Consider the following 25,382-nt stretch of genomic DNA (forward strand, 5'->3'; position numbering starts at 1 on the left):
GCGGGGCGGCGTCCGCGTCAGGGCGCTGCGATCTTGCGCCGTTGCGGCACGGTAATGCCCGCGTAGTCGGGCAGCGCATCGACCGATACGCCGATCGCCTTCGCGTAGAGCGGCATCATGTCGGGCAGGCGCTTGACGATGTCGGCGCGGCGCGCGCTCGTGTACGGATGCACGTAGATGAAGCCCTGATCGCGGTCGTTCTTCGTCGCCGCGGCGAGCTTGTCCCAGAGCGTAACCGCCGCACGCGGATCGAAGCCCGCGCGCGACGCAATGTCGCCGCCGATCACATCGGCTTCGGTTTCGTCGGCGTGGCCGTAGTGCATTTCGACGAGCTGCGAGCCGATGCCGAGCGGAAACACGCCCAGATCGGCGAGCCCGAAGAGTTGCGGCACGCTGCCGGATTCGATCTGCGCCGCTTGTTGCTCACCGAGGCGCTCGCGCACGTGCTCGCGCACCGCATGCGCGATCTCGTGGCCGAGCAGCATGCCGAATTCGTTGTCGTTGAGCTTCACGCGGTCGAGCAGGCCGCCGTACACGACGATCTTGCCGCCCGGCAGGCAGTACATGCGGATATCCGGCGACCGGATCACCGCCACCTCCCATTTCCAGCTTTTCACGCGGTCGCCCCATTTCTGCGCGAAGGGCGCAAGGCGGTTCACGAAGAAGCGCACGCGCTCCACGTGCGGGTCGCTGTCGGGATAGAGCCGGTCGGAGTGGGCCGCGCCGCGCACGATCTCGGCATATTCGGCGGCGGCCTGCGCCTCCAGCATCGGCGAGGGGATCAGGTTGCGGTACACGGCGCCATTGCCGAAGCGCACCTGGCGGCCCGTGCTCATGCTCGGGGCGGGCGCCCGGGTGGCCAGATCGGAGGCGTTTTGCACCGTGGATGCGGCGGGCCCGGTCGCAGCGACAGCGTTCGCGGCCTGCGCGCCGCCCACGTGCAATGCCATGGACGCCGCCAGCAGCGCCGCCGCGAGTGCCAGTGCGCGTGCGCCGTGCCGGCGCGGGCGGCGAGGTGCCGGTTGCGTTGCGGGCACGGCAATGTGCTGCGGGGTCACGACGTGATTCTCCACGGGGCGATACGGACCAGCAGGAGCATACCCGGTACAGCGAGCGCCGTGCAGAGGATGAAGTAGTCGAACCAGCCGATCTTTGCGACCAGATAACCGCTCGCTGCGGACGCCAGCGTGCGCGGCACGGCCGCGAGACTCGTGAAGAGCGCGAACTGGGTGGCCGTGTAGCGCGGATCGGTGGTGCTCGCGATATAGGCGGTGAACGCGGCGAGCGTGAGACCGGTCGCGAACGTCTCGAAGCCGTAGACGAGCGCGAGCGCCACGGCGCGCGGATCAAGCGAGAGCTGCAGGTTCCAGCCCAATGCGCTCGTGACCTGCGATACGGCATGGCTCGTGGCGACGACAGCATCGTAGATCGCCGCGAGCGACGGCGAGCCGGGCCCGAGTTGCGCGAGCCACGCGAAGCCGAGCGTCGAGACCATCTGCAGGAAACCGAAGATCCACAGGCCGCGCCCGATGCCGATCTTCACGAGCGCCACGCCGCCGACGATGCCGCCCGCGAGGCTCGCGCCGAACGCCGTCATCTTGGCGATCACGCCGATTTCCGTGCGCGAGTAGCCGATGTCGAGGAAGAACGACGTCGAGAGCGTGGTGGCCATCGTGTCGCCGAGCTTGTAGAGGAAGATGAACGCGAGCACGAAGAGCGCGCCCTTCCAGCCGTCGCGGCGCACGAATTCGGCGAACGGCTGCACGATCGCGGCGCGCAGGCTCTTCGGCGGCGTGCCGTGCACCTCGGGCTCGCTCACCACGAGCGCCATGATCATGCCGGGAATCATGAACGCGGCCGTGACGACGAACACGGTCTGCCACGGCAGGTGATCGGAGAGGATCAGCGCGAGTGAGCCGGGCACGAGCGCGGCGATCTTGTACGCGTTCACGTGCACCGCATTGCCGAGGCCCTGCTGCGTGTCGGTCAGCAGCTCGCGCCGGTAGGCGTCGATGGCGATGTCCTGGCTCGCGCCGAAGAACGCGACGAGCGCCGTGAGCGCGGCCACCGTCCAGATGGCGTCCTTCGGCGAGACGAAGCCGAGTGCCGCGATGGCGAGCGCCACGAGAATTTGCGTGACGAGCATCCAGCCGCGCCTGCGGCCCGGACGCCAGCCCGGCAGGTGCGGCACGTAGCGGTCCATCAGCGGCGCCCAGACGAATTTCCAGGTGTAAGGGAACTGGATCAGCGCGAAGAGGCCGATTTCCTTGAGGTTGACGCCTTCGGAGCGCAGCCACGCCTGCACGAGATAGACGAGCGTGAAAAGCGGTAGCCCGGAGGTGAAGCCGAGAAACACGCAGATCAGCATGTGCGTGTTCAGATACGCCCGCCAGCCGGGATGTTCTTCGTGCGCGTCTACGTGAATGTTGCGGGCGGGGGCCTCGTGGGCTGGATTCGGCATGTCGTCGTCAGCGGCGGCGGCGGTTTTTGTGGGTCTGGGTCGAAAAAACACGCCGCGCTGCCGGCGACGTTATTTTTTCCTTACGCGATAGACCGCAAGACTACCACGCCAGTTCACGCCCCATCGAACGGTCTGGCCGCCGTGCAGTACGGCGCGGTCAAGAATTTCGACACCCGCTTCGGGTGCGAGCGCTTCGAAATCCTTCACAGTGAGCACACGCACGTTCGGCGTGTTGTGCCACTGGTAGGGCAGCGATTTCGACACCGGCATGCGTCCGCGCAGCACCGAAAGCCGGTGCGGCCAGTAGCCGAAGTTCGGGAACGAGACGATGCATTCCTTGCCCACGCGCGCGGTCTCGCGCAGGATCGCGGCCGTCTGGTGGATGGTCTGCAGCGTCTGCGAGAGGATCGCGAAGTCGAAACTCGCGTCCTCGAAAAGACGCAGGCCGTCTTCCAGGTTCTGCTGGATCACGTTGATGCCGTTCGTGACCGATGCGAGCACGCCCGCATCGTTGATCTCGATGCCGTAGCCCGTGCATTCCAGCTCTTCGCCGAGCAAGGCGAGCAGCGAGCCGTCGCCGCAGCCGAGATCGAGCACCGTCGAGCGCGGCTCGATCCAGCGTGCGATGGTGCGGAAGTCGGGACGGGCGGAAAGACTGTCGAAAGCGCTCGGGTTCATGCGCCCACCTCGCTGGCAATACGTTCGTAGTAAGCGCGCACGACGTTGTGATAGCGCGCGTCGTCGAGCAGGAATGCGTCGTGGCCGTGCGGCGCGTCGATTTCCGCGTAGGTCACCTGGCGCTTGTGGTCGAGCAGCGCCTTCACGAGCTCGCGCGAGCGCGCGGGCGCGAAGCGCCAGTCGGTCGTGAAGCTCGCCACGAGATACTTCGCCTTCGTATGCGCGAGCGCGCGGGTGAGATCGCCGTCGAACGCCTTGGCCGGATCGAAGTAATCGAGCGCGCGCGTGATGAGCAGGTATGTGTTCGCGTCGAAGTAGTCGGCGAACTTGTCGCCCTGGTAGCGCAGATACGACTCCACCTCGAATTCGACGTCGAAGTTGAAGTTGTATTCGTCGACGGCGCCTTCCGCGCGGCGCAGCGCGCGGCCGAATTTCTCGGCCATGTCGTCGTCGGAGAGATAGGTGATGTGGCCGATCATGCGCGCCACGCGCAGGCCGCGCTTCGGCTTCACGCCGTGCGCGTAGTAGTCGCCGCCGTGGAACTCGGGGTCCGAGAGGATCGACGAGCGCGCCACCTCGTTGAACGCGATGTTCTGGGCGGAGAGTTTGGGCGTCGAGGCGATCACGATGCAGTGGCCGACCCGCTCCGGATAGCGCGTGCTCCAGGCGAGCGCCTGCATGCCGCCGAGGCTGCCGCCCATCACGGCGGCGAATTTGTCGATGCCGAAGCGGTCGGCCACGCGCGCCTGGGCATCCACCCAGTCCTCGACGGTGACGACCGGAAACTTCGCGCCGTAGGGCTGGCCGGTCGCCGGATCGACGCTCATCGGGCCAGTCGAGCCGAAGCACGAGCCGAGGTTGTTCACGCCGATCACGAAGAAGCGGTTGGTGTCGAGCGGCTTGCCGGGGCCGACCATGTTGTCCCACCAGCCGACGTTTTTCGGGTCGTCCTCGTAGACGCCCGCGACGTGATGCGACGCGTTGAGCGCGTGACAGACGAGCACGGCGTTGCTGCGTGCGGCGTTGAGCGTGCCGTAGGTTTCGACGACGAGGTCGTACCCGGCGAGCGACGTGCCGTTCTGCAGGCGCAGAGGTTCGTTGAAATGCAGTGTGTGTGGAGCGACGATGCCGATCGATTCCATTCGTTCCGCCTTGGTTTTTCGGGGCGGCTAGACGGTGTCGGCGGGCGCGAAATGCGGTGGGTTGGCTCGGCTGACGACCTCTTTAGCCGCATTTGTAATGAACCCGGGAGCCGTGGATCTCACAGTGGCTTTCAGGTTCGCGCGCCCGCAATCGAGTCAGCAAATCGGCGCGTCGATGTCAGAAGACAAGCGCAGAGTATAGCGGAAATTGCGCCCCGGCAATGCGGTGAATCAACCGGGGCGGCGAATGGATCGCGCGGTGGGTGGTACGCGTTACGCCATTGCCGGATGCGTATTGCGCCAGCGCCGCAGCTGGAGCGCGGCGACGATCATCAGGAAGCCGTAGACGAACGCATAGGCGGCGATCAGCCAGATCAGCGAAAGCGCGCCTGCGCCGGGGAACATCACGATGAAGAAGCCGACGACGGCCGAGAGCAGCCCCGAGAGCCCGACCGCCCAGGGATGCGCGATGGCGCGGCGATACTGGAAGGCGTAGATGATCTCGAAGACGCCGATGGCCAGCGCCCAGAAGCCGATGATCATGACGAGGATGATGGCCGTCTCGTTGGGCCAGAAGAACGCGACGAAACCGGCGATCACGCCGATCAGGCCCACGAAGATATAACTCCAGCGTCGTGTTCCGCCGCCGCGCGCACCGTAGATCAGCGCGAAGGCGCCGTCGACGATGGCGTAGGCGCCCCAGACGAGCGCGAGCGCGAGGACGGTCCACCTCGGCCAGGCAAGCGCGATCACGCCGAAAAGGATGGCCGAGATGCCGCGGGCGAGGAGCCAGCCCCAGTGGGCGGATAGACCGGAAAGGAATGGGAGCGGAGCGCTCGGCAACGAATGGTTCATGCGTTTGTTCTCCTTGTGGTGGAGCACAGTGCCGATGTGCGCCGCGGCCTGACCAATGCACGGCCCCAGCCGTGCCGCTGGCCGACCGCACGCCGTCGCGCCAACGCGTGCGCGTTACTGCAGGATCACGCGAAGCTGTTCGTCGGCGTGCTCGACCGGCGAGCGCGTGAAGCCGCTTTGCGCGTAGCGGTGCCAGCAGCCGATCACGTAGCGCACGACCAGATTGGCGCGCATAGCCGGATCGTACCCCTTCGGTAGAGCCGTTGCGCCGGGGTTGTGCCCGCCCTCGCCGCCCTCGCCACTCTCGCTGCCTTCGGCGACGCCCACGCGCAGGCACTGGCGCAGCGACGCCTCGATCCGGTCGAGCATCTGGTTCACGCGCTCGGCCAGCCGCTCGTGCTCGCCCACGAGCGCTTCGCAGGTCAGCACGCGCGTCATCCCGGCGTTCTTGGTGGCGAAGTTGATGAGCATGAGCGCGATGGCGCGCGCCTGCAGCACGCCGCTCGGCTCCTTCGCGACGATCTGGTTGATGAGCGCGAACAGCGTCTGCTCGATGAAATCGATGAGCCCTTCGTACATCTGGGCCTTGCTCGCGAAATGGCGGTAGAGCGCGGCCTCGGAAACACCGAGCCGCGCGGCCAGCGCCGCTGTCGTGATCTTTTCGCCGCGCGGCGTTTCGAGCATCGACGCGAGCGTCTGCAGAATGTGAATACGGCGCTCGCCCGGCTTCGGGCGGCCGGTGCGGTGCACTACGCCCGAGGGCGCTGATGTTACGACTGCGTCACGCGTGTCTGTCGGCTGCATGAATGTCGCCCCTGATCTTGCCGCCGAAGTCCTTTCCGAGCGGTCACGTCCTCACTCCGTCTGCCGCAGTCGTCCCGACCGCAGGCCAGCGTGTAGCGATTTTAACGAACGAACGCGATGATCGACATAGTGCGGTCTGCCGCTGCTGCCTGAGCGACCGCCCGCGCGCATCGCCGGCGCTCGCTCGGGCAGGTGTCCGGTGATCCATACCGTCTGGATGCCGAGCTGCCGGTAGCGCTTCAGATGGCCGCGCGTGTCCTCGATCAGGATCGCATCGGCGAGCGATGCCCCGGCGCGGCGCAGCATCGCGCGCAACATGGCCCGGTCGGGCTTCGCGCGCCAGCCGCGGCGCGTGCGCATGTGCTCGATGGCGATGACGCGCTCGAAGAGCCGCGCGATGCCGAGTTCCGCGAGCACCGCGCGCGCATAGGCTTCGGGCGCGTTGGTCAGCACGATCTTGCGGCCCGGCAGCGCGGCGAGGATGCGCGCGAGTCCGCGTTCGGCGACGAGCATCGCGCGCAGGTCGGGGAACGTGTGGACGACCTTGAGGAAGTCGTGCGGATCGACGGGATGGTGGCGCGTGAGACCGAGCAGCGCCGCACCGTAGCGGTGCGTGTAGCTCGTGCGCAGCTGGTTCGCGACGTCGTGGCTCACGCCGAGCGCATCGACGATGTATTGCGTCATCGCCTGGTTGATGGCCGGGAAGATCGCGTGCGACGCGCCGTGCAGCGTGTTGTCGAGGTCGAAGAGCCAGACCGGCGTGCGCGCAGCGCGCTGCGGCCGGCGTTGGCGCGCTCGTGCGATGGTCATGGCGACCCTCCGGAAGCGGCGCGAACGCGCGCCGCCGCAAGCTTCAATGCGAGCGGATCATCGTGCCGAACGGCTGCTCGGTCAGGATTTCGAGCAGCACCGAATGCTCGATCCGCCCGTCGATGATGTGCACGGAGCGCACGCCGCTCTTGGCCGCGTCGAGCGCCGACGCGATCTTCGGCAGCATGCCGCCCGAGATCGTGCCGTCTTCGAACAGCGCATCGATCTCGCGCGCCGACAAATCCGTGAGCAGATTGCCCGCCTTGTCCATCACGCCCGGGATATTGGTCATCATCACGAGCTTTTCGGCGTTGAGCACGACCGCGAGCTTGCCCGCCACGAGATCGGCGTTGATGTTGTACGAGTAGCCGTCTTCGCCGAAACCGATCGGCGAGATGACCGGAATGAATGCATCGTCCTGGAGCGCCCGCACGACCGCCGGATTGATCGACTCGACTTCGCCCACCTGGCCGATATCGACGTACTGGCCGGGCTGGTCGCGGTCCGGCATCATCAGCTTGCGCGCGCGGATCAGGCCGCCGTCCTTGCCGGTCAGGCCCACGGCGTGGCCGCCGAAGTGGTTGATGAGCGTGACGATGTCCTGCTGCACCTCGCCGCCGAGCACCCACTCGACGACTTCCATCGTTTCCTCGTCCGTGACGCGCATGCCCTGGATGAAGGTGCCTTGCTTGCCGATCTTCTTGAGCGCCTGGTCGATCTGCGGGCCGCCGCCGTGCACGATGACCGGATTGATGCCCACGAGCTTCAGCAGGATCACGTCGCGGGCGAAGCCCTGCTTCAGACGTTCTTCGGTCATGGCGTTGCCGCCGTATTTGATCACGATGGTCTTGCCGTGATACTGGCGGATGTAGGGCAGCGCTTCAGCCAGAATTTCGGCTTTCAGGGTGGGCGCGATCTGCGAGAGGTCGATAGGCTCGGACATGGCGGCGGGAGTGGGCAAAAAGACGGTTGAAACAGGCCGGATTGTACAGGACTGGCGCGCTGCAACAGCGTTTTCAAGACGGTGCGCGGGCCTGCGCGCAACACGGCGCAACACGCCGTAACGCGCGCCAGGACGGCGTTCCGGCGTTGTACCGCGTGCTGCCCAAACAGACGACGAAAGCGCGTGCTGGCGTGTTCGCGCCGCCGCTCGAATCCAGGCGTGGCGCTGTGGCATCATTTCCGTACTGCCGACACCGGCTTCACGATGAGCGCGCCGCCATGACCGCCCCCGTCACTTCCGCCGCCAGTCTCAAATGCGCGCGCTGCCCGCGCTGCGGCCGGGCCTTCGACTGCGGCCGGAACACCGAACCTTTCGATTGCTGGTGCCGCTCGCTTCCTGCGCTTGCCGCGAACCAGCTCGATCCGCGCGGACGCTGCCTGTGTCCCGAGTGCCTCGCCGACGCGGCGGCGGCCTCCGCCGCCGGGCCGGGTAATCTCGCCGGCAGCGGCCCTCGCGCGACTTGACTGGCGGAATTCCTGCATGCCCCGCATGTCCCGCACGCGCATGCGCGTGCGCACGGCTTGCGATCGGGGCAGCGCGCCGGTTAGCGCGTAGGTCAACGCTCAGGCCAGGACTCAATCGGCCCGCGCCCGCGCAAGCGCCCAGAGATCGGCGGCGACTTCGTCGAGCACCGGCTCCCACTGCCTGAACGCCTTTTGCCGGTACAGCGTCGTGTGCGCGTACCACGGGCTGTCGCGCCGTTCGAGCTGCCAGACCCAATGCGGATTCACGTCGAGCAGCACCCAGGTGCGCTGGCCGAGCGCCCCGGCGAGGTGGGCGCTCGACGTGCACACCGAAATCACGAGATCGAGCGCATCGACGAATGCGGCGGTGTCGTCGAAGGTTTGCCACTGGGCGCTGAAATCGGCGATATCGAAGCCCGTAGCGCGCGCCGCGGCGACATCGTCGGCTGCGCCCGGCTGCAGCGAGTAGAACGCGACGTCGTGGGTCAGCCCGGCAAAGTGCGCCGCCAGGCGCGCAAGCCCGATGTGCCGGTACGGATTGCGCTGATGTCCGGCGCTGCCTGTCCACACAAGGCCAACTTTCAGGCGCCGTTCGCCTGCGAGCCACTTGCGCCAGCGCGCCGCCGCCGCCGGGTCGGAGGCGAGGTAGCGCAGCGGGGCAGGGATCGTGTCTTCGCACGTGCCGAAGTGAAATGGCAGGCTCATCAGCGACACTTCGCAGTCATGCGGCGGAAGGCTTTCGATACCGCCGCCCGCGCTGTAGCCATCGCAGTGGCCGCCGAGGCTGCGCTCGAGCAGTGCACCCATCTGCGGAAACGAATTCCAGAGCAGGCGGCCGCCTTCGCGATGCACGCGCTCGGCGAGAAGCGGCACGTAGCGGCAGAACTGCAGCAGGTCGCCCATGCCCTGCTCGCCCCACAACAGCAGCGTGCGGCCCGCAATCGGCTCGCCCTGCCATTGCGGCTTCGTGAACACCGGCCGTCCGCGCTTCAGTTCCGCTGCGCCTTGCCAGCGCCGCTCGTGCCCGGGCCAGCCCTCGACGTAACGTCCACGGGCGAGGTCAATCAGGGACAGATTGAAGCGCGATACGGGGTCGTCCGGCGCGTAGTGGCAGGCGGCGCGGGCCGCGCGCTCGGCCTCGTCCCAGTTCTGGGCTTCCTTTTGCGCCAGTGCGTAATTGTTGAGCGCGAGCGGATCGTGTGGCGCGATGGCGAGCGCGCGCCGGTTGGCGTCGATTGCGCGCGCAACGCCCGTATCGTCCGGCCGTAGCCGCCCGAGGTTGATCCAGGCGAGCCTGTCGCCGGGATTGTCGGCGACGCAATCTTCAAGAAGCCGGGCGATTTCCTCACTTTTGCCATTGACGTGAATCAATGCTGCTGCGAGATTATTGCGAAGATTGGGAAATGCGGGGGCGACGGCCAATGCGCGACGGTAAATCTCCGCCGCTTCGGCATGTCGATCGGCGAACTGCAGCGCGAGCCCGGCAGCGAAGCTCGGGCCGGCGCGCCCGGGGGCGAGCCGGGCGGCGGCGGTCGCGATGCGGATGACTTCGTCGAGTCTGCCGGCCTCGCGCGCCATATTGACGGCTTGAAGCAGGGATTCGTCGTCGAGCGCGCGCAGCGCGTCGGCAGTCCGGTCGAGCAGTGCGCGGGCGCTGGCGTCCGACGCCGGGTGCGAAGCTGGGTGAGAAGCGCAGTCGAGGTAATCGAGAAAGAGTTGCCAGATCGGCTGCAAGACGGGCTGTATGGACTGAAATGGGCCGCGGGGATCGTTGGGCATCGTTTCTCCAGCCGTAATACAGAAGGACTGCCAAGATGGCTTAGTTTGACAAGCCCTATTGGATCAAATTTTTTCAAGATAATTAATCGGATTCGTCCGAACATGTAAACTCACGCCATGCATCGCATCACCCTTAGTGCTCGCGTCAATCTGGGCCATCTCTTCTGGCTGCGTAGCCTCGCTATCATCGGCCAGCTCTGCACGATCGCCGTCGTGCAGCTCTTCTTTGGCGTTCATTTGCCGCTGCCGGCCATGCTGTTCGTGATTTCGATGGAGGTCGCGTTCAACGGCATCACCTGGATGCGCGTCGCGCAGGATCGTCCCGAGTCCAATCTCGAACTGTTCGGCCAGATCTGGGTCGACCTCGGCGCGCTGTCCGCGCTGCTCTTTCTCTCGGGCGGCACGACCAATCCGTTCGTTTCGCTCTACCTGCCATCGCTTGCGATCGCGGCAGCCGTGCTGCCGTGGTATCTCACGGCCTGGCTCGCCATGTTCGCGGTGGCCTGTTACGTGCTGCTCGGCTTCGACAACGTGCCGCTCAACATGGACAACCCCGCGAACCTGTTCGATTACTACCGCGCGGGCATGTGGGTGAACTTCATGGTGAGCGTCGGGCTGATCGTGTGGTTCGTCGCGCGCATGTCGCGTGCGCTGCGCGAGCGCGAAAACGCGCTGGCCGACGCGCAGCAGAGCCTGTTGCGCGACGAGCGCGCCGTGGCGCTGGGCGTGCAGGCGGCGACCGTCGCGCACGAAATCGGCACGCCGCTGTCGACCATCGCGATGCTCACTGAGGAACTGCGCGACGTGGCGCGCACCGACAAGGCGCTCGGCCCCTACACCGCCGACCTCGATCTGCTCGACCGCCAGATCACGCTGTGCACGTCGGCGCTGGCGCGCCTGCGCAGCCGCGCGTCGGCCGAGGACAGCCGTCAGGCGGTGAGCGAGTGGCTCGGCCCGTTCGTCGAGCAGTGGCGGCTGCGTCATCCGCACGTCAAATTCGAGCAGCTCGGCGAGGCGCCGAAGGGTCTGTATCTCGACGACTGCGTGGCGGTCGGCCAGATCCTGACCATCCTGCTCGACAACGCCGCGCGCGCAAGCCGCGATTACGTGACGTTGTGCGCGTATCCTTCCACGCGCTCGGGTTACATCGATTTTGAAGTCCGCGACGCGGGGCCGGGCATTCCGGCGTCGCTGCGCAATACGCTCGGCGCGGTACCCGTGGAAAGCACGCAAGGCGGCCACGGGGTCGGGCTCTATCTGGCGTTTTCGTCGGCGGAGCGGCTCGGCGGGTCGATCGACCTGTCGGACGTCGCGACGCTTGCCGCGGACGAAGGTTTCGGCCAGTCGGCCGGCGGCGGAAATGCCGGCGGGAGTGCAGGTCGCGAGTACAAGACGCGCGGCACGCGCGCGGAATTGCGCGTACCGGTGAGTACCGGCGCGTCCGTAACGGCGCACGGCGCGCGTGCGGAAGGCGCGGCTGCCGCGGGTTCAGATTCAGGTGCGGGCCGGCCCGGTTCGGCGCCGCCTAACAACACGGAGAAGCAGGCATGAGCGAGATGAATTTTCTGGTGATCGACGATGACGAGGTTTTCTCCGATATCCTCACGCGCGGCCTGACGCGGCGCGGTTACCAGGTGCAGCAGGCGCACAACGCGGAAGAAGCGCTCCGCCTGGCAAACCAGCAGCGGTTTGCGCAGATCACGGTCGACCTGCATCTGGGCAGCGACTCGGGTCTCGCGCTCGTCGCGCCGCTGCGCGAGCTTCAGCCCGACGCACGCATGCTCGTGCTGACCGGCTACGCGAGCATCGCGACGGCGGTGCAGGCCGTGAAGGACGGCGCCGACAACTACCTCGCGAAGCCCGCGAACGTCGAGATGATTCTCTCGGCGCTGCAAAACGACGCGAGCGCATCGCAGGCCGACGCGGCCATCGAAAACCCGGCGCCGCTCTCGGTCGCGCGCCTCGAATGGGAACACATCCAGCGCGTGCTGGCCGAGCACGGCGGCAACATTTCGGCGACGGCGCGCGCGCTCAACATGCATCGCCGCACGCTGCAGCGCAAGCTCGCGAAGCGTCCGGTACGCCAGTAAGCGCACGCGTCTTCGCGCTGCGGCGCGAGGGCGGCAAATCACAAGGCAAACAGCAAGGCAAACAAGAAGGGGCCCCGCGGGGCCCCTTTGCGTGTTGCCTGTGCGGCGCAGCGCTTACAGCACGTAGCGCGACAGATCCTCGTCCTGCGCGACTTCGCCGAGCGCGCGGTCGACGTACGCGGCGTCGATGGCCACGGTCGTTCCCGAGTGATTGCCCGCTGCGAACGACACCTCTTCGAGCAGCTTTTCGATGACGGTGTAAAGGCGCCGTGCACCGATGTTCTCGGTTTTCTCGTTGACGGAGAACGCGATCTCCGCGAGACGGCGAATGCCGTCGTCGGCGAAATCGAGCTGCACGTCTTCGGTGGCGAGCAGCGCCTGATATTGCTTGACGAGGCTCGCATCGGTCGCGACGAGAATTGCTTCGAAGTCCTTCACGGACAGCGAATCGAGTTCCACGCGGATCGGGAAGCGGCCCTGCAGTTCCGGAATCAGATCGCTCGGCTTCGCAAGATGGAACGCGCCGCTCGCGATGAACAGGATGTGATCGGTCTTCACCATCCCGTACTTCGTGTTGATGGTTGTGCCTTCAACGAGCGGCAGCAGATCGCGCTGCACGCCCTGGCGAGAAACTTCGCCGCCGCCGCCTTCGGCGTTGCGCGACGCGATCTTGTCGATTTCGTCGAGGAACACGATGCCGTTCTGCTCGACGTTCTGCACGGCCTTCGTCTTGACTTCTTCGTCGTTGAGCATCTTGCCCGCTTCTTCGTCCGTGAGGACCTTCAGCGCTTCCTTCACCTTGAGCTTGCGGCGCGTCTTCTTGCCGCCGCCGAGGTTCGCGAACATCGAGCGGATCTGGTCGGTCATGTCCTCCATTCCGGGCGGGCCCATGATGTCCATGCCGACTTGCGGCTGTTCGACGTCGAGTTCGATTTCCTTGTCGTCGAGCTGGCCTTCGCGCAGGCGCTTGCGAAACGTCTGCCGCGTGGCGTTGTCGCCTTCGCCGTGGCTCGTCGTGTCCACCGCCGAGCCGAAGCCGACCGGACGCGCGCTCGGCAGCAGGATGTCGAGGATGCGGTCTTCGGCCTGATCGGTGGCCTTGCTGCGCACCTTGCGCATTTCCGATTCGCGCGTCTGCTTGACCGAAATCTCGATCAGGTCGCGCACGATGCTGTCCACGTCGCGGCCCACGTAGCCTACTTCCGTGAACTTGGTCGCTTCGATCTTGATGAACGGCGCGTCGGCGAGTTTCGCGAGGCGGCGTGCAATCTCGGTCTTGCCGACGCCGGTCGGCCCGATCATGAGGATGTTCTTCGGCGTGATTTCCTGACGCAGCGGATCGGCGACCTGCTGGCGGCGCCAGCGGTTGCGCAGCGCGACGGCGACGGCCTTCTTCGCGCGCGCCTGGCCGATGATGTGCTTGTCGAGTTCCGAGACGATCTCGGCGGGGGTCATGGTGCTCATCCTGATTCCTTCTCGTCTGTTCGGTCTGCGAGTCCGGTTACTCGATGGTTTCGATCACGCGGTTGTGGTTCGTGTAGATACACATGTCGCCCGCGATTTCGAGCGACTTTTCGACGATCTCACGCGGGCTCAGCTCGGTGTTCTCGACGAGCGCGCGCGCCGCGGCCTGCGCATAGGCACCGCCCGAGCCGATCGCGCAGATCCCGCCTTCGGGGTCGAGCACGTCGCCGTTGCCGGTGATGACGAGGGTGGTTTGCCCGTCGGCGGCGATCAGCATCGCTTCGAGGCGGCGCAGCATGCGGTCGGTGCGCCAGTCTTTCGCGAGTTCGACGGCGGCGCGCGTGAGGTTGCCCTGATGCTTTTCGAGCTTGGCTTCGAAGCGGTCGAGGAGCGAGAACGCGTCGGCGGTGCCGCCCGCGAAGCCGACCATGACCTTGCCGCCGTAGATGCGCCGAACCTTCTTCGCGCCACCCTTCATGACGATGTTGCCGAGCGTGACCTGGCCGTCGCCGCCGAGCGCGACCTTGTCGCCGCGCCGCACGGAGACGATCGTCGTGCCGTGAAATTGCTCCATGTGGGTTCCTCTTTTGACCGTTTGTGCCACGTATGTGCCACGTTTATGCAACGTTAGTGCCGATGACTGTTTGGGGGATGCGGCCGCTAGCCGGGCCGCCGCCGCTGAATTCCGGGGTGCGCCGCGCGCGCTTTCAGGCGCGCCGCGAAGCACGTTCCGATACAAGTTTAGGGCGGCGGTGGGCAGTTCAAGAGCGCGCGCGGGGGAAAACGCGCCGCACGCGAAGTCAGGATACGCGCGAGCAGGCCGCAAAAACAAAAAGCGCACGGGACTCCGTGCGCTTCTTGGGGGAAGGCGGATTGTGTGGCGCGCACCCGCTGCGGCGCACCCGCTAATTGATCAATCGCCGAACAGCTTCTGGCGCAGTTCGCGGCGCTCCTGCGCCTCGAGCGACAGCGTGGCCGTGGGCCGCGCGAGCAGACGCGGGATCCCGATCGGCTCGCCCGTTTCCTCGCACCAGCCGTACTCGCCCGACTCGATGCGCGCGAGCGACTGCTGCACTTTCTTCAGCAGCTTGCGCTCGCGATCGCGCGTGCGCAGTTCGAGTGCATGCTCTTCTTCGATCGTTGCGCGGTCGGCCGGATCCGGCACGATTACGGTTTCGCGCAGGTTCTCGGTGGTTTGGCCCGCATTGCGGAGGATTTCCGCCTGCAGCTGTTCGAGCCGGTTTTTGAAGAAAGCGAGCTGATCCTCATTCATGTAATCCTTATCGCTCATCTTCAGGATTTCGGCTTCGGTCAAGAGTCGTTTCGTGGTCATCTGGCTTGCTTCTTCAATGAGTGAGGCAAAACTTGCGCTTGTGCCCGCACTTTTGTGTTGCCCGCAATGGCTTTGTACCACGCGCCATTCTTCTGGCTGACGCGTTGTCTCGCGCGAACGATGCGCTCTCGTGGACGCCGAAGCGCCGCTGCGGGGCCGAACTCCTCTGGAAACCGCTCTTCAGATACTCCTGAGGCATTTTCCGTACCGGCTACGCGCTGCCACGCCGCGTGCCGCCGGTGGGGCTGTACCGTCCGGCGCACATGCGCCGGGGGCCGCCATTCTACTCATACTTGTTGTACTTACCGCACTGTCGGCACGGCCGGTTTTACGAGGCCGCCTCGCGTGGCGCATGCAGCGCGCATGGCGGCCTTTATTTGCCTGTCCGCTTACCTGCCCGCGTGGTCTCCCGTCTGCTTTCCCGCATTCTTTCCCGCATTCTTTCCCGCATTCTTTCCAGTAGGGTCGCGCAGCGGGGCCACAAAGTCGGGCCGTATTGTAACTGAATCGCAAGTGCGTGCTGTGAGGGGGAAATCCCTGCTTCCGGGCGCATTCGTATTCGGCACGTTATCAGGAAAATATAACGCGCCAAACGTGAAAAAGCGATGGTCGGGTACGTTATTTGGAGGGGAGGGCCACGCAAAGAGGGGACGGTGCGGGCCTTTCCCGGCGCGCAGGACGCACGCCGGGGCCGAACAACGCTCAGCTCAAACGCAGTTCAGACGAGGCAGGCGTCGAGGCCGTCGGTGATGAGGTCTTGCGGCAGTTCGATGCCGATGAACACCATCTTGCTGCTCTTCTTTTCGCTCGGCAGCCATTTTTGGGCAAGGTCGCTGCCCATCATCTGATGGACGCCCTGGAACACCACCTTGCGATCCACGCCCTTCATGTACAGCACGCCCTTGTAGCGCAGCAGGCGCTCGCCGTAGATCTGCAGGATGCCGCCAAGGAAGTCTTCGAGACGGTTCGCATCGAACGCGCGGTCGCTTCGGTACACGAACGATTTGATCTTGTCGTCGTGGTGCGCGTGGTGATGGTGGTGGTGGCCGTGATCGTGGCCTTCATGACCTTCGTGGTTACAGTGGCCATGATCGTGATCGCAGTGATCGTGATCATGGTCATGATCGTGCGCGTGATCGTCTTCCTCGAGGAAATCCGGGTCGATCTCGAGCTTCGCGTTGAGGTTGAAGCCGCGCAGGTCGAACACTTCCTTGATGTCGGCTTCGCCGAAATTCACCTGGCGGATCTGCGCCTTCGGATTCATGTGCATCAGGCGATAGCGCAGGTCGGCAAGCTCCGCTTCGTCGACGAGATCGGCCTTCGTGATGAACAGGCGGTCGCCGAAACCGACCTGGCGCTGCACCACTTCGTGCTCGTCGAGCTGATGGTTGCCGTGCTTCGCGTCGACGAGCGTGATGATCGCGTCGAGCAGGAACTGGTCGGCGATGTCGTTATCCATGAAGAACGTCTGCGCGACCGGGCCCGGATTCGCGAGGCCCGTGGTTTCGATCACGACGCGGTCGAAATCGAGCTTGCCGTCGCGTTTTTGCTGCGCGAGGTCGCCGAGCACGCGCGCGAGGTCGCCGCGGATCGTGCAGCAGATGCAGCCGTTGCTCATCTGGATGATCTGCTCGCCGCTGTCCTGCACGAGGATTTCGTTGTCGATGTTCTCTTCGCCGAACTCGTTTTCGATCACGGCAATCTTCATGCCGTGCTGTTCGTTGAGGATGCGCTTGAGCAGCGTCGTTTTGCCGCTGCCGAGAAAACCGGTCAGGATGGTTACGGGAATCATGGTTGCCATGCTGGGTGCCTGTCCTGTTCTGTGCTGTGCGTGAATCGGAGCGCCGGCCGTCCGGCGCGCCTGGGCGCGCGTGGAAAAGGGTGCCGCTGTCCGGTGTTACAACATAACTGCGTATTGGAACATAACTGCGGAAACCTGTCCGCGCCGCCGCTGTATCGCGCGGCCGAAGCCTGCGCCGGGCGGCGTGCCCGAGCGTGTGCCGCCGGTTACGTCAATGCCGGTTACGCCGATAAGGGGCGCGAGCGCGGACGTTCCGGTCCGCGCACTAGCCGGGCAGATGGGGCCGTTCAGGCGATCTGCAACAGCAGGCCCTTGAGATACTCGCCTTCCGGGAACGCCGTGAGCAGCGGATGATCGACGCCCGCGCCGAGGCGCTTGAGGATGCGCGCGTCGACTTTCGCGTCGGCGGCAGCGCCCGCGACGATCTTCTGGAACAGATCGGCGTCGATCGCGCCCGAGCACGAATACGTGAAGAGCAGGCCGCCCGGACGCAGCAGCTTGAACCCGGTGAGGTTGATGTCCTTGTACGCGCGCGCCGCGCGGTCGACGTGCTCGCGTGAAGCGGCGAACTTCGGCGGATCGAGCACGACGAGATCGAAACGCTCGCCCTCGTCGTGCAGGCGGCGCAGCGTCTTGAAGGCGTCGGCGTCGAGCCAGGCGGCGCGGGCCGCGTCGAAGCCGTTCGCCTCGACGTTCTTCTGCGCGGTCGCAAGCGCATCGCCCGACGAGTCGATCGATACCACGCGTTTTGCGCCCCCCTTCATCGCCGCGAGCGAGAAGCCGCCGGTGTAGCAGAAGCAGTTGAGCACCTCGCGCTCGCGCGCGAAAGTCTGCACGAGCGCGCGGTTGTCGCGCTGATCGACGTAGAACCCGGTCTTGTGGCCGTTACGCACGTCGACGTGATAGCGCACGCCGTTCTCGCTCGTCACGATGGTTGCGGGCGGCTCGTCGCCCGCGAGCAGCCCGGTGATCTGCTCCAGCCCTTCTTTTTCGCGGATCGACACGTCCGAGCGCTCGTAGACGTTCGGGCAGCCCGTCGCGCCCGTGAGTGCGGCGACGATGGCTTCCTTCCACGCCTCGACGCCAGCCGCCATGAACTGGCAGACGAGCTGGCCGCGTCCGTTTGCGCCGTCTTCGACGTAGTGATCGACGATCAGGCCCGGCAGGCCGTCCGCCTCGCCGAAGATCAGGCGCACGGCGCCGGTGCCGGTCACCATCGCCTGGCGGTGCGCGACGGCGCGCTGCACGCGGCGCTTGAAGAACGCGTGATCGATGGGTTCGTTCTCGTCGAAGCTCCAGACGCGCACGCGGATCTGCGAGTGCGGGCTGTAGGCGGCGCGTGCGAGAAAGCGCCCGTCGTGCGCGCGCACGATCACGGTTGCGCCCGCGGCGGGCTTGCCTTCGACGCGGTCGATCGCATTCGCGTAGACCCACGGATGGCGGCGCAGCAGGGATTTTTCTTTCGACGGTTTGAGCGTGACGATATTCATGATGTGTTCAATACAGAAAGCTGGCGCGCGCGGCGGCTGGCTCGGGTCGCCAGGCCGCCGCGCCGATGCGCCGTAGCGTGTCAGCCGCGCTTTTTCGCGCGCGGATGCGCGGTGTCGTAGACCCGCGCGAGATGCTGGAAATCGAGCGACGTATAGACCTGGGTGGCCGCGATGCTCGCGTGGCCGAGCAGTTCCTGCACCGCGCGCAGGTCGCCGCTCGATTGCAGGAGGTGGGTCGCGAACGAGTGCCGCAGCACGTGCGGGTGGACGTTGGCCGGAATGCCGGCTGCGAGCGCCGCGCGCTTCACGCGTTCGCGCACGACGCCGGGCGACATGCGGTTGCCGCGCACGGAGAGAAAGAGCGGGGCGTCGTCGTGCTTGACGAGCGTGTCGCGCACGGCGAGCCAGGCGTCGATGGCGTCGAGCGCCTTGCGCCCGACCGGCACGACGCGATGCCGGTTGCCCTTGCCGTGGACTTCGACTTCGGCGGCATCGCGCTTGAGCCAGCCTGCCGATTCGTAGCCGTCGCGCTTCGCGTAGCGCACGTCGAGGCCCACGAGTTCGGCGAGCCGCAGCCCGGACGAGTAGAACAGTTCGAGTATCGCGTGATCGCGCAGCGCTTCGGCGTCGTCGCCGCCGGCCGCGGCCGGGCCGCGGGCCTCCATCAGACGCTGCGCGTCGTCGACGGAGAGCGCCTTCGGCAGCGTCTTTGCGCCTTTGGGCGCGCGCACGGCGGCCACGGGGTTAGCGTCGAGTTCGATTCGTCCCGCCAGCCAGCGATAAAACGCGCGCCACGCCGACAGCCGGTGCGCGATCGAGCGCGCGGAGAGCCCGCCCGCGTGTGCGCGCGCAACGGCGCCGCGCACGTCGGCCGGTGTGATCTTTTCGAGCGGGCGCGCGCCCGCGAGCTTCTTCAGCTCGTCGAGTTCGTGCGTGTAGCCGCGCAGCGTGTGCGCCGACAGCCGCCGCTCGTGTTCGAGGCTGGCGAGGTAGTCGGCGATCGGATCGGTCGAGGTCACGATGGGCGGCGTTTCAGGCGTGCGGTGCGTGCGTCTGGTGTATTCAGTGCGCTCAGTGCGGCAGCAGGCGTGTGAGCGCCGCGCTCGCGAGTGCGCCGATCTGCGTGAGGAAATCGGTGGCCATGCCCTCGTGAAAGCGGCGCGGATCCGGCGAGCCCATCACCAGCAGGCCGAACGCGTTGCCTTCGGTTTCGGCATGGCCGCTGGCGCCGGGCGCGCGCAGCGCCACCAGTGCGACCGATTGCGTTTCGCCGTCGGTCGTGTCGAGCCACTGTGCGGCTTCGAAACCCGAATTCGCGCCGCAGTACGGCACCGTGAGGCTGTTCGCGAAGAGCCGCACTTCTTCGCCGGTCTGGCGCGCGAAATCGGACTGGCCGTAGGCTTCGGCCACGTCCCAGACGCGCAGCGCGGCCTGCGGCACCTCGAACACGTCGCGCAGGTTCTCCGAGATGGCGCGCGGCAGGGCGTACGGATCGCGCTCGGCGATCACGCGCGTCGTCCAGCGGCCGAACTTCGACGCGATGCTGTCGTTTTCGTGGCCGTAGCGCAGCAATTCGGAAAGACGGCGCTCGAGATGCTTGTTCTTCTCGCGCAGCATTTCCATCTGCCGCTCCTGGAGCGACACGGCGGCCTTGCCGTGAGGATTGCCGAGCTTGATCGTCGTGAGCAGTTCGGCATGCTCGACGAAGAACTCGGGGTTGGCGAGCAGGTAGTCGGCGACTTCTCGATCGTTCATGTTGTCGGTGCGTGGTTGACGTGAGGCGCGCCGGGCGCGCAATCGATGAAGCGTTATAGGCGGTGAGGTCAAGCTGCGAATCTGACGCTGCGGCACCGATGGCGCGGGTGGCTTACGGTGCCGCGCGGCGAACCGCTCAGGGCATTCGCTCAGGGCATGCACTCAGGGCATGCACTCAGTCGGCCAGTTCGATTTCACCCTCGAAAACGGTCGTGGCGGGACCCGCCATCATGAGCGCAGCGGATTCGTCGCGCGCGCCGTCCCAGGCAATCGTGAGCATGCCGCCGTGCGTGTGTACCTTGACCGGCGAGTCGAGCAGTCCGCGCCGGATGCCCGCGGCCACGGCTGCGCAGGCGCCCGTGCCGCACGCGAGCGTTTCGCCCGCGCCGCGCTCGTAGACGCGCAGACGAACCTCGTTGCGCGAGACGATCTGCATGAAGCCCGCGTTGACCTTCTTCGGAAAGCGCGCGTGCGCCTCGATCACCGGGCCTTCGACGCGCACCGGCCAGGCTTCGATGTCGTCGACCACCTGCACCGCGTGCGGGTTGCCCATCGAAACAGCCGAAATCCAGCGGGTCTTGCCATCGACGTCGAGCGGCCAGAGCGTGTCGTTGCCTTCGCGCTGTCCTTCCAGGCCGCTGGCGTCGAACGGCACGCGCGCGGGTTCGAACACCGGGCTGCCCATGTCGACGACGACTTCGCCGTTTTCCTGCATCGCGAGCGTGATCGTGCCGTTTTGCACCTGCACGCGCACGCGGCTCGCATCAGTGAGCTTGCGCTCGCGCACGAACTTCACGAAGCAGCGCGCGCCGTTGCCGCAATGCTCCACTTCGCCGCCGTCGCAGTTGAAGATGCGATAGCGGAAATCGACACCTTCGATGGTCGGCTTCTCGACCAGCAGCAACTGGTCGGCGCCGACGCCGAAATGGCGGTCGGCGAGCGCGCGCACGTGCTCGGGCGTGAGCGCGAGCGGCTGGCTGTAGCCATCGAGCACGACGAAGTCGTTGCCCGCGCCGTGCATTTTGGTGAATTTGAGTTTCATGCCGCTATTGTAAGTGAGGCCCGTGCGTTCGCCACGCAACCCGCATGCACCCCGCATGTCCCCTGCGAGGCGGGCGCGGCCCGCTCAGTACACGCCCGGCTCGCCGGGCGGGCGGGTCTTGAAGCGCTTGTGGACCCAGTAATACTGCTCGGGAATGTGGGGAATCTGCTCTTCGAGAAAGGCGTTCATGCGGCGCGCGTCGAGGTCGTCGTCGCCGGTCGGGTAGTTGTCCCACGGCTTGAAGATCTTCAGGCGATAGCCCTTGTAGTTCGGCAGCACCTCGCCGATGAACGGCACCACCTGGGCGCGCCCCACCTGCGCGAGGCGCCCCACGGCGGTCAGCGTGCACGTGGGCACGCCGAAGAACGGCACGAACGTCGAATTGCGCACGCCGTAGTCCATGTCCGCGCCGAGCATCACGGGTTTTCTGTCGCGCAGCCAGCGCAGCACGACGCGCGCGCTGTCCGCGCGGCTCACCATTTCCGCGCCGAAGCGGCTGCGGCCCCATTTCGCCGCCGCTTCGAATTCGGGGTTCGAGAACGGCTGATACAGCGAGCCGCACGGCCGGTGCAGCGAATAGTTGAGGAACATCGAGCCGGCCTCGATGCCGACGAAGTGCAGGCCGAGGAACAGCGTGGGCGGCAGGTTGGGATCGGTGAGATCGACTTCGCTGTCGAGCACGAAGAGTTTTTCGAGCTTCTTCGCCGAGGCGAACCACTGCACGCTGCGCTCCATATAGCTGCGGATCGCGTGGCGAAAGTGCATTCCCGCGACTTCCTCGCGCTTTTCCTCGCTCCACTCGGGAAAGCACAGCCTCAGATTGGTATGGACGACGCGCTTGCGCCGGCTCGGGATCTTGTAGAGCAGCCAGCCGAGGCCGTCGCCGAGACGGGCGACGAACCCGTAGGGCAGGATCGCGAACAGCTTGAGCAGGCCGATCGCGAAGCGGGAGCCGAGCTTGCCTAGCATGCGACGGCTCCCCGGATGGCCGCGAACGCGGGAACGGAAAGGACGGCTGGCGGGAATGCGGGGGCGGACGCCGGGGTGGATGCCGGGGTGGATGCCGGGGTGGATGCGGTAGACGACACGCGAAGGGGCTCTGTGACAAATTAGGGAAGACGCTATAATACGGGCTTCGCCGAGTTAATAGACAACTTGCGGGGCGAAGACGGTTCGTGCCGGATTTTCGTCGATCGATCGATCGTCAGGTGCGCCCCGGGCAGGTAATCCGCTAAAGCGTCGCCGCTTCAAGGCTCCCGAAGCTGGCTACGTGAAATCAACCGTCACCAGCTTAAAGAAAGGAGTTCAGAGCGTGGCAAACGACTATTTCTTCACTTCCGAATCGGTTTCGGAAGGCCATCCGGACAAGGTCGCTGACCAGATCTCGGACGCGATCCTCGACGCCATCCTCGCCCAGGACAAATACTCCCGCGTTGCAGCAGAAACGCTGTGCAACACGGGTCTCGTCGTCCTCGCCGGTGAAATCACCACGACCGCGAACGTCGATTACATCCAGGTCGCGCGCGACACGATCAAGCGCATCGGCTACGACAACACCGATTACGGCATCGACTACCGCGGCTGCGCGGTGCTCGTCGCGTACGACAAGCAGTCGCCGGACATCGCCCAGGGCGTGGACCGCGCGCACGACAACAACCTCGATCAGGGCGCGGGCGACCAGGGCCTGATGTTCGGTTACGCGTGCGACGAAACGACCGAGCTGATGCCGCTGCCGATCCACCTCTCGCACCGTCTCGTCGAGCGCCAGTCGAACCTGCGCCGTGACGGCCGCCTGCCCTGGCTGCGCCCGGACGCGAAGTCGCAGGTGACGATCCGCTACGTCGACGGCAAGCCGCACGCGATCGACACCGTCGTGCTCTCCACGCAGCATTCGCCGGACATCGACCTCGCCACGCTGCGCGAAGCCGTGATCGAGGAAGTCATCAAGCCGGTGCTCCCGGCCGAGCTCATCAAGGGCGAGATCAAGTACCTCGTGAACCCGACCGGCCGGTTCGTGATCGGCGGCCCGCAAGGCGACTGCGGTCTCACGGGCCGCAAGATCATCGTCGATACGTACGGCGGCGCAGCGCCGCACGGCGGCGGCGCGTTCTCGGGCAAGGATCCGTCGAAGGTGGACCGCTCGGCGGCCTACGCCGGCCGTTATGTCGCGAAGAACATCGTGGCCGCGGGCCTCGCGTCGCGCTGCCTGATCCAGGTGTCGTACGCGATTGGCGTCGCGCAGCCCACGTCGGTGATGGTCAACACGTTCGGCACGGGCAAGGTTTCGGACGCGACGATCACGCAGCTCGTGCGCGAGCATTTCGACCTGCGTCCGAAGGGCATCATCCAGATGCTCGACCTGCTGCGCCCGATCTACGAAAAGACCGCCGCTTACGGCCACTTCGGCCGCGAAGAGCCGGAATTCTCGTGGGAAACGACCGACAAGGCGCTCGCGCTGGCCGAAGCCGCCGGCACGGAGCCGGTGGGCGCGCTCGCGTAACAGGACGCAATCGGGCCGCGGTTTGGCCCGGGTCGTATGGCCGGTGCAACGCCGGCCTGTGACTGAAAAACCGATAAAAAACCCCGCTCGGCGTAATGCCTTGCGGGGTTTTTTCGTTTCTGCGCCGGGTGGGGCAATTTATCGCATCGCGAACGCAAACCATCCCATGCTGCTTGCCGACGTGCGGCGCGGACGGCGCGCGTTATGCGGCGCCGGGCCGGCCGCCGTCGTGCCGACGGCGCTGAATGCGCGCAGCGGCGTTTTCGGCCGATAGAGCAGCGTGCGCAGCGAGAAATGCCGTGCGCCCGATCGCATGCGCAGCACCGAGAAGAACGAGTGGAACCAGGCGCGCATGCCGTCGACGGGCCTCGCCTCGCGCACGTGCCCCGCGAGTGCGCGCGTGCGTGCTGCGTGATGCCGCAGCGCGCGCGTCACATGACGGCGTGCGGGACGCGCCGCCTTCAGCGCGGCGCGCGTAATGCTGCTGGTGAGGCCGCGGGTGAGGCTGGCGGTGAAGCGACGGGTATCGAAAACGGTGTGCATGGTGTTGAGTGAAATCGGAGTCGAGATGCGCCTTGAATGGCGCTTCATCCGCAGCAGCAAACGTGCCTGCGCCGGAGAAATCTAAAAACAGGGCGCGCCCCACGGCTTATGCGCGGAGCGAAGATCGAAGCGACGCAACATACTTGCGCAAAACCTGCGCGAACCTGCGTCATGCGGCGGGCCATGCAGCGGTGGCTGGCCGCCCGTGCGTGCGAGAAAGGGGCTGCTGACTGAACCAACATGCACGCGAGGCTACACGTGATTCGTGTCGCGCTGAAGTCGGTTAAACCCCCGCATCGGCGCGTGTCTGGCACAGGCGATGACGCCCTTCGACGCCATGCCGGTGCGCGCGCCCCAACGTCGTGCGGCGCGCGCGTGCGGCGTTTGGCGCTCGCTTCGGCATGACCGCAATTGCTTTACCCCAGTCGCTCTACAATCGAACGGTCGGCACGCACATGCGCGCCGGATGCCAGAGACATCGAACAACGGGCGTCCCATGTCACTTCAATCGAAGAAAGAACAGGTGCAGGCGCTGCGCGATCACGGCTTCGTCGTGGTGCCGAGGCTCGTCTCGCCCGAGCGTTGTGAAGAACTCAAGCGCGTCGGGCAAACGCAACTGCGCGAAGCTGCCGCGCCGCTCGAATTCGAAGCCGATTTGCGCTATCCCGGCGCGCCGCCGTCGAAGGACGCGCCCGGCGGGCATACGGTGCGGCGTCTGCTCGATGCGTACGCACGCCATATGCGCTTTCGCGAATGGGCGATTTCGCCCGACATCGTCGGCTGGATGGAACTGTATTTCGGCGAGATGCCGGTACTGTCGCGCGCGCATCACAACTGCATGATGACGAAGCATCCGGCGTACGGCAGCCTGACCGGCTGGCATCGCGACGTGCGCTACTGGTCGTTCGAACGCGACGACCTCGTTTCCGTCTGGCTCGCGCTCGGGCCCGAGACGGTCGAGAACGGCGGGCTGTGGTTCGTGCCGGGTTCGCACGAGCAGGCGTTCACGTCGGACCGGTTCGACGCCGCTAAATTCTTCCGCGCCGATGTGCCCGAGAACCGCGCGTGGATCGAGCGAGCGGTGTCGCCGCCGCTGCAAACCGGCGACGCCGTGTTCTTTCACTGCAACACGCTGCATTCGGCGGGGCAGAACCAGAGCGATCAGGTGAAGTTCTCGCTCGTGTTCACGTATCACGGCGCGAGCAACGTGCCGCTGCCGGGCACGCGCTCGGCGGGTATGCCGGAAGTGCGGCTCTGAGCGACGCGGCGGGCAGGGCGCTTGCGGCGTGCGCTGGTGCGTTGTCCGGTGCGTTGCTCGGTGCGCTGTCCGGTGCGGTGCGGCGTGTTGATCGGTGCCTTGTGCGCCCC

General features: G+C 66.0%; 24 protein-coding genes. 5 read left to right on the plus strand and 19 right to left on the minus strand.

The window, feature by feature from the left end; all coding sequences use genetic code 11:
• Positions 1 to 17: 17 nt before the first annotated feature.
• From ACFPTO_RS10985 to argB, 8 genes are all read right to left on the minus strand, one after another.
• Positions 18 to 1,058, minus strand: coding sequence for a M48 family metallopeptidase (locus ACFPTO_RS10985; protein WP_377711391.1), 1,041 nt, complete (start codon positions 1,056 to 1,058; stop codon positions 18 to 20).
• Complete coding sequence (locus tag ACFPTO_RS10990; protein ID WP_377711392.1) at positions 1,055 to 2,461, minus strand: AmpG family muropeptide MFS transporter; 1,407 nt, start codon at positions 2,459 to 2,461, stop codon at positions 1,055 to 1,057. The genes ACFPTO_RS10985 and ACFPTO_RS10990 overlap by 4 nt, the downstream gene beginning before the upstream one ends.
• A 69-nt stretch (positions 2,462 to 2,530) precedes the next feature.
• Complete coding sequence (gene metW, locus ACFPTO_RS10995; protein WP_377711393.1) at positions 2,531 to 3,139, minus strand: methionine biosynthesis protein MetW; 609 nt, start codon at positions 3,137 to 3,139, stop codon at positions 2,531 to 2,533.
• A complete protein-coding gene (gene metX, locus ACFPTO_RS11000) occupies positions 3,136 to 4,281 on the minus strand; it encodes a homoserine O-succinyltransferase MetX (protein WP_377711394.1) in 1,146 nt (381 codons plus the stop codon). Before metX ends, metW begins: the two co-directional genes overlap by 4 nt.
• 273 nt (positions 4,282 to 4,554) lie before the next feature.
• Positions 4,555 to 5,136, minus strand: a complete 582-nt coding sequence (locus ACFPTO_RS11005) for an HdeD family acid-resistance protein (RefSeq protein ID WP_377711395.1) — start codon at positions 5,134 to 5,136, stop codon at positions 4,555 to 4,557.
• A 114-nt stretch (positions 5,137 to 5,250) separates the two neighbouring features.
• Positions 5,251 to 5,940 (minus strand): nucleoid occlusion factor SlmA, encoded by a 690-nt coding sequence (gene slmA, locus ACFPTO_RS11010; protein ID WP_377711396.1) that lies wholly within the window; start codon positions 5,938 to 5,940, stop codon positions 5,251 to 5,253.
• Positions 5,941 to 5,991: 51 nt separating this feature from the next.
• On the minus strand, positions 5,992 to 6,750 hold the full coding sequence (locus ACFPTO_RS11015; protein WP_377711397.1) for a pyrimidine 5'-nucleotidase: 759 nt from the start codon (positions 6,748 to 6,750) through the stop codon (positions 5,992 to 5,994).
• A gap of 43 nt (positions 6,751 to 6,793) precedes the next feature.
• Positions 6,794 to 7,693, minus strand: coding sequence for an acetylglutamate kinase (argB, locus tag ACFPTO_RS11020; protein WP_293034901.1), 900 nt, complete (start codon positions 7,691 to 7,693; stop codon positions 6,794 to 6,796).
• Between the two features lie 278 nt (positions 7,694 to 7,971).
• Between argB and ACFPTO_RS11025 the strand changes: the two genes are divergently transcribed.
• Positions 7,972 to 8,217: a cysteine-rich CWC family protein gene (locus tag ACFPTO_RS11025; RefSeq protein WP_377711398.1), complete on the plus strand. Its 246-nt coding sequence runs from the start codon at positions 7,972 to 7,974 to the stop codon at positions 8,215 to 8,217.
• Between the two features lie 111 nt (positions 8,218 to 8,328).
• On the opposite strand, the gene ACFPTO_RS11030 is transcribed toward ACFPTO_RS11025, so the two are convergent.
• Positions 8,329 to 9,996, minus strand: coding sequence for a hypothetical protein (locus tag ACFPTO_RS11030; protein ID WP_377711399.1), 1,668 nt, complete (start codon positions 9,994 to 9,996; stop codon positions 8,329 to 8,331).
• Between the two features lie 117 nt (positions 9,997 to 10,113).
• Here ACFPTO_RS11030 and ACFPTO_RS11035 point away from each other — a divergent pair, with 117 nt between their 5' ends.
• A complete protein-coding gene (locus ACFPTO_RS11035) occupies positions 10,114 to 11,547 on the plus strand; it encodes an ATP-binding protein (RefSeq protein ID WP_377711400.1) in 1,434 nt (477 codons plus the stop codon).
• Positions 11,544 to 12,086: a response regulator transcription factor gene (locus tag ACFPTO_RS11040; RefSeq protein WP_377711401.1), complete on the plus strand. Its 543-nt coding sequence runs from the start codon at positions 11,544 to 11,546 to the stop codon at positions 12,084 to 12,086. Before ACFPTO_RS11035 ends, ACFPTO_RS11040 begins: the two co-directional genes overlap by 4 nt.
• A 114-nt stretch (positions 12,087 to 12,200) precedes the next feature.
• Here the strand turns inward: ACFPTO_RS11040 and hslU are convergent, their stop codons facing one another.
• The 9 genes from hslU to ACFPTO_RS11085 form a co-directional block, all read right to left on the minus strand.
• Positions 12,201 to 13,550, minus strand: coding sequence for an ATP-dependent protease ATPase subunit HslU (gene hslU / locus ACFPTO_RS11045; RefSeq protein ID WP_377711402.1), 1,350 nt, complete (start codon positions 13,548 to 13,550; stop codon positions 12,201 to 12,203).
• A 37-nt stretch (positions 13,551 to 13,587) separates the two neighbouring features.
• The gene (gene hslV / locus ACFPTO_RS11050) at positions 13,588 to 14,124 is read right to left on the minus strand and encodes an ATP-dependent protease subunit HslV (RefSeq protein WP_293034912.1); all 537 of its coding nucleotides are present in this window, start codon (positions 14,122 to 14,124) and stop codon (positions 13,588 to 13,590) included.
• Between the two features lie 339 nt (positions 14,125 to 14,463).
• Entirely contained in the window at positions 14,464 to 14,883 is a 420-nt protein-coding gene (dksA, locus tag ACFPTO_RS11055) for an RNA polymerase-binding protein DksA (protein WP_085228454.1), read from the minus strand.
• A 718-nt stretch (positions 14,884 to 15,601) separates the two neighbouring features.
• Entirely contained in the window at positions 15,602 to 16,684 is a 1,083-nt protein-coding gene (locus ACFPTO_RS11060) for a CobW family GTP-binding protein (RefSeq protein ID WP_377711403.1), read from the minus strand.
• A 287-nt stretch (positions 16,685 to 16,971) separates the two neighbouring features.
• Positions 16,972 to 18,174, minus strand: a complete 1,203-nt coding sequence (locus ACFPTO_RS11065) for a class I SAM-dependent rRNA methyltransferase (protein WP_377711404.1) — start codon at positions 18,172 to 18,174, stop codon at positions 16,972 to 16,974.
• A gap of 80 nt (positions 18,175 to 18,254) precedes the next feature.
• Positions 18,255 to 19,193 (minus strand): tyrosine recombinase XerC, encoded by a 939-nt coding sequence (xerC, locus tag ACFPTO_RS11070; protein WP_377711405.1) that lies wholly within the window; start codon positions 19,191 to 19,193, stop codon positions 18,255 to 18,257.
• Between the two features lie 52 nt (positions 19,194 to 19,245).
• The gene (locus ACFPTO_RS11075) at positions 19,246 to 19,929 is read right to left on the minus strand and encodes a DUF484 family protein (protein ID WP_377711406.1); all 684 of its coding nucleotides are present in this window, start codon (positions 19,927 to 19,929) and stop codon (positions 19,246 to 19,248) included.
• 175 nt (positions 19,930 to 20,104) lie between these two features.
• Positions 20,105 to 20,971 carry a diaminopimelate epimerase gene (gene dapF, locus ACFPTO_RS11080; protein ID WP_377711407.1) on the minus strand — a complete coding sequence of 289 codons (867 nt, stop codon included), beginning with the start codon at positions 20,969 to 20,971 and terminating at the stop codon, positions 20,105 to 20,107.
• Positions 20,972 to 21,055: 84 nt separating this feature from the next.
• On the minus strand, positions 21,056 to 21,940 hold the full coding sequence (locus tag ACFPTO_RS11085; RefSeq protein ID WP_377711408.1) for a lipid A biosynthesis lauroyl acyltransferase: 885 nt from the start codon (positions 21,938 to 21,940) through the stop codon (positions 21,056 to 21,058).
• 343 nt (positions 21,941 to 22,283) lie between these two features.
• Between ACFPTO_RS11085 and metK the strand changes: the two genes are divergently transcribed.
• Positions 22,284 to 23,471, plus strand: coding sequence for a methionine adenosyltransferase (gene metK / locus ACFPTO_RS11090; RefSeq protein WP_293035629.1), 1,188 nt, complete (start codon positions 22,284 to 22,286; stop codon positions 23,469 to 23,471).
• 138 nt (positions 23,472 to 23,609) lie between these two features.
• Here metK and ACFPTO_RS11095 read toward each other — a convergent pair whose 3' ends face one another.
• The gene (locus tag ACFPTO_RS11095; protein ID WP_377711409.1) at positions 23,610 to 24,014 is read right to left on the minus strand and encodes a hypothetical protein; all 405 of its coding nucleotides are present in this window, start codon (positions 24,012 to 24,014) and stop codon (positions 23,610 to 23,612) included.
• 496 nt (positions 24,015 to 24,510) lie between these two features.
• On the opposite strand from ACFPTO_RS11095, the gene ACFPTO_RS11100 reads away from it, so the two are divergent.
• On the plus strand, positions 24,511 to 25,272 hold the full coding sequence (locus ACFPTO_RS11100) for a phytanoyl-CoA dioxygenase family protein (protein WP_377711410.1): 762 nt from the start codon (positions 24,511 to 24,513) through the stop codon (positions 25,270 to 25,272).
• The last annotated feature ends 110 nt before the right edge of the window (positions 25,273 to 25,382 follow it).

The sequence above is a fragment of the Paraburkholderia denitrificans genome (genome assembly GCF_042655705.1).
Classification (GTDB): Bacteria; Pseudomonadota; Gammaproteobacteria; order Burkholderiales; family Burkholderiaceae; genus Paraburkholderia; species Paraburkholderia denitrificans.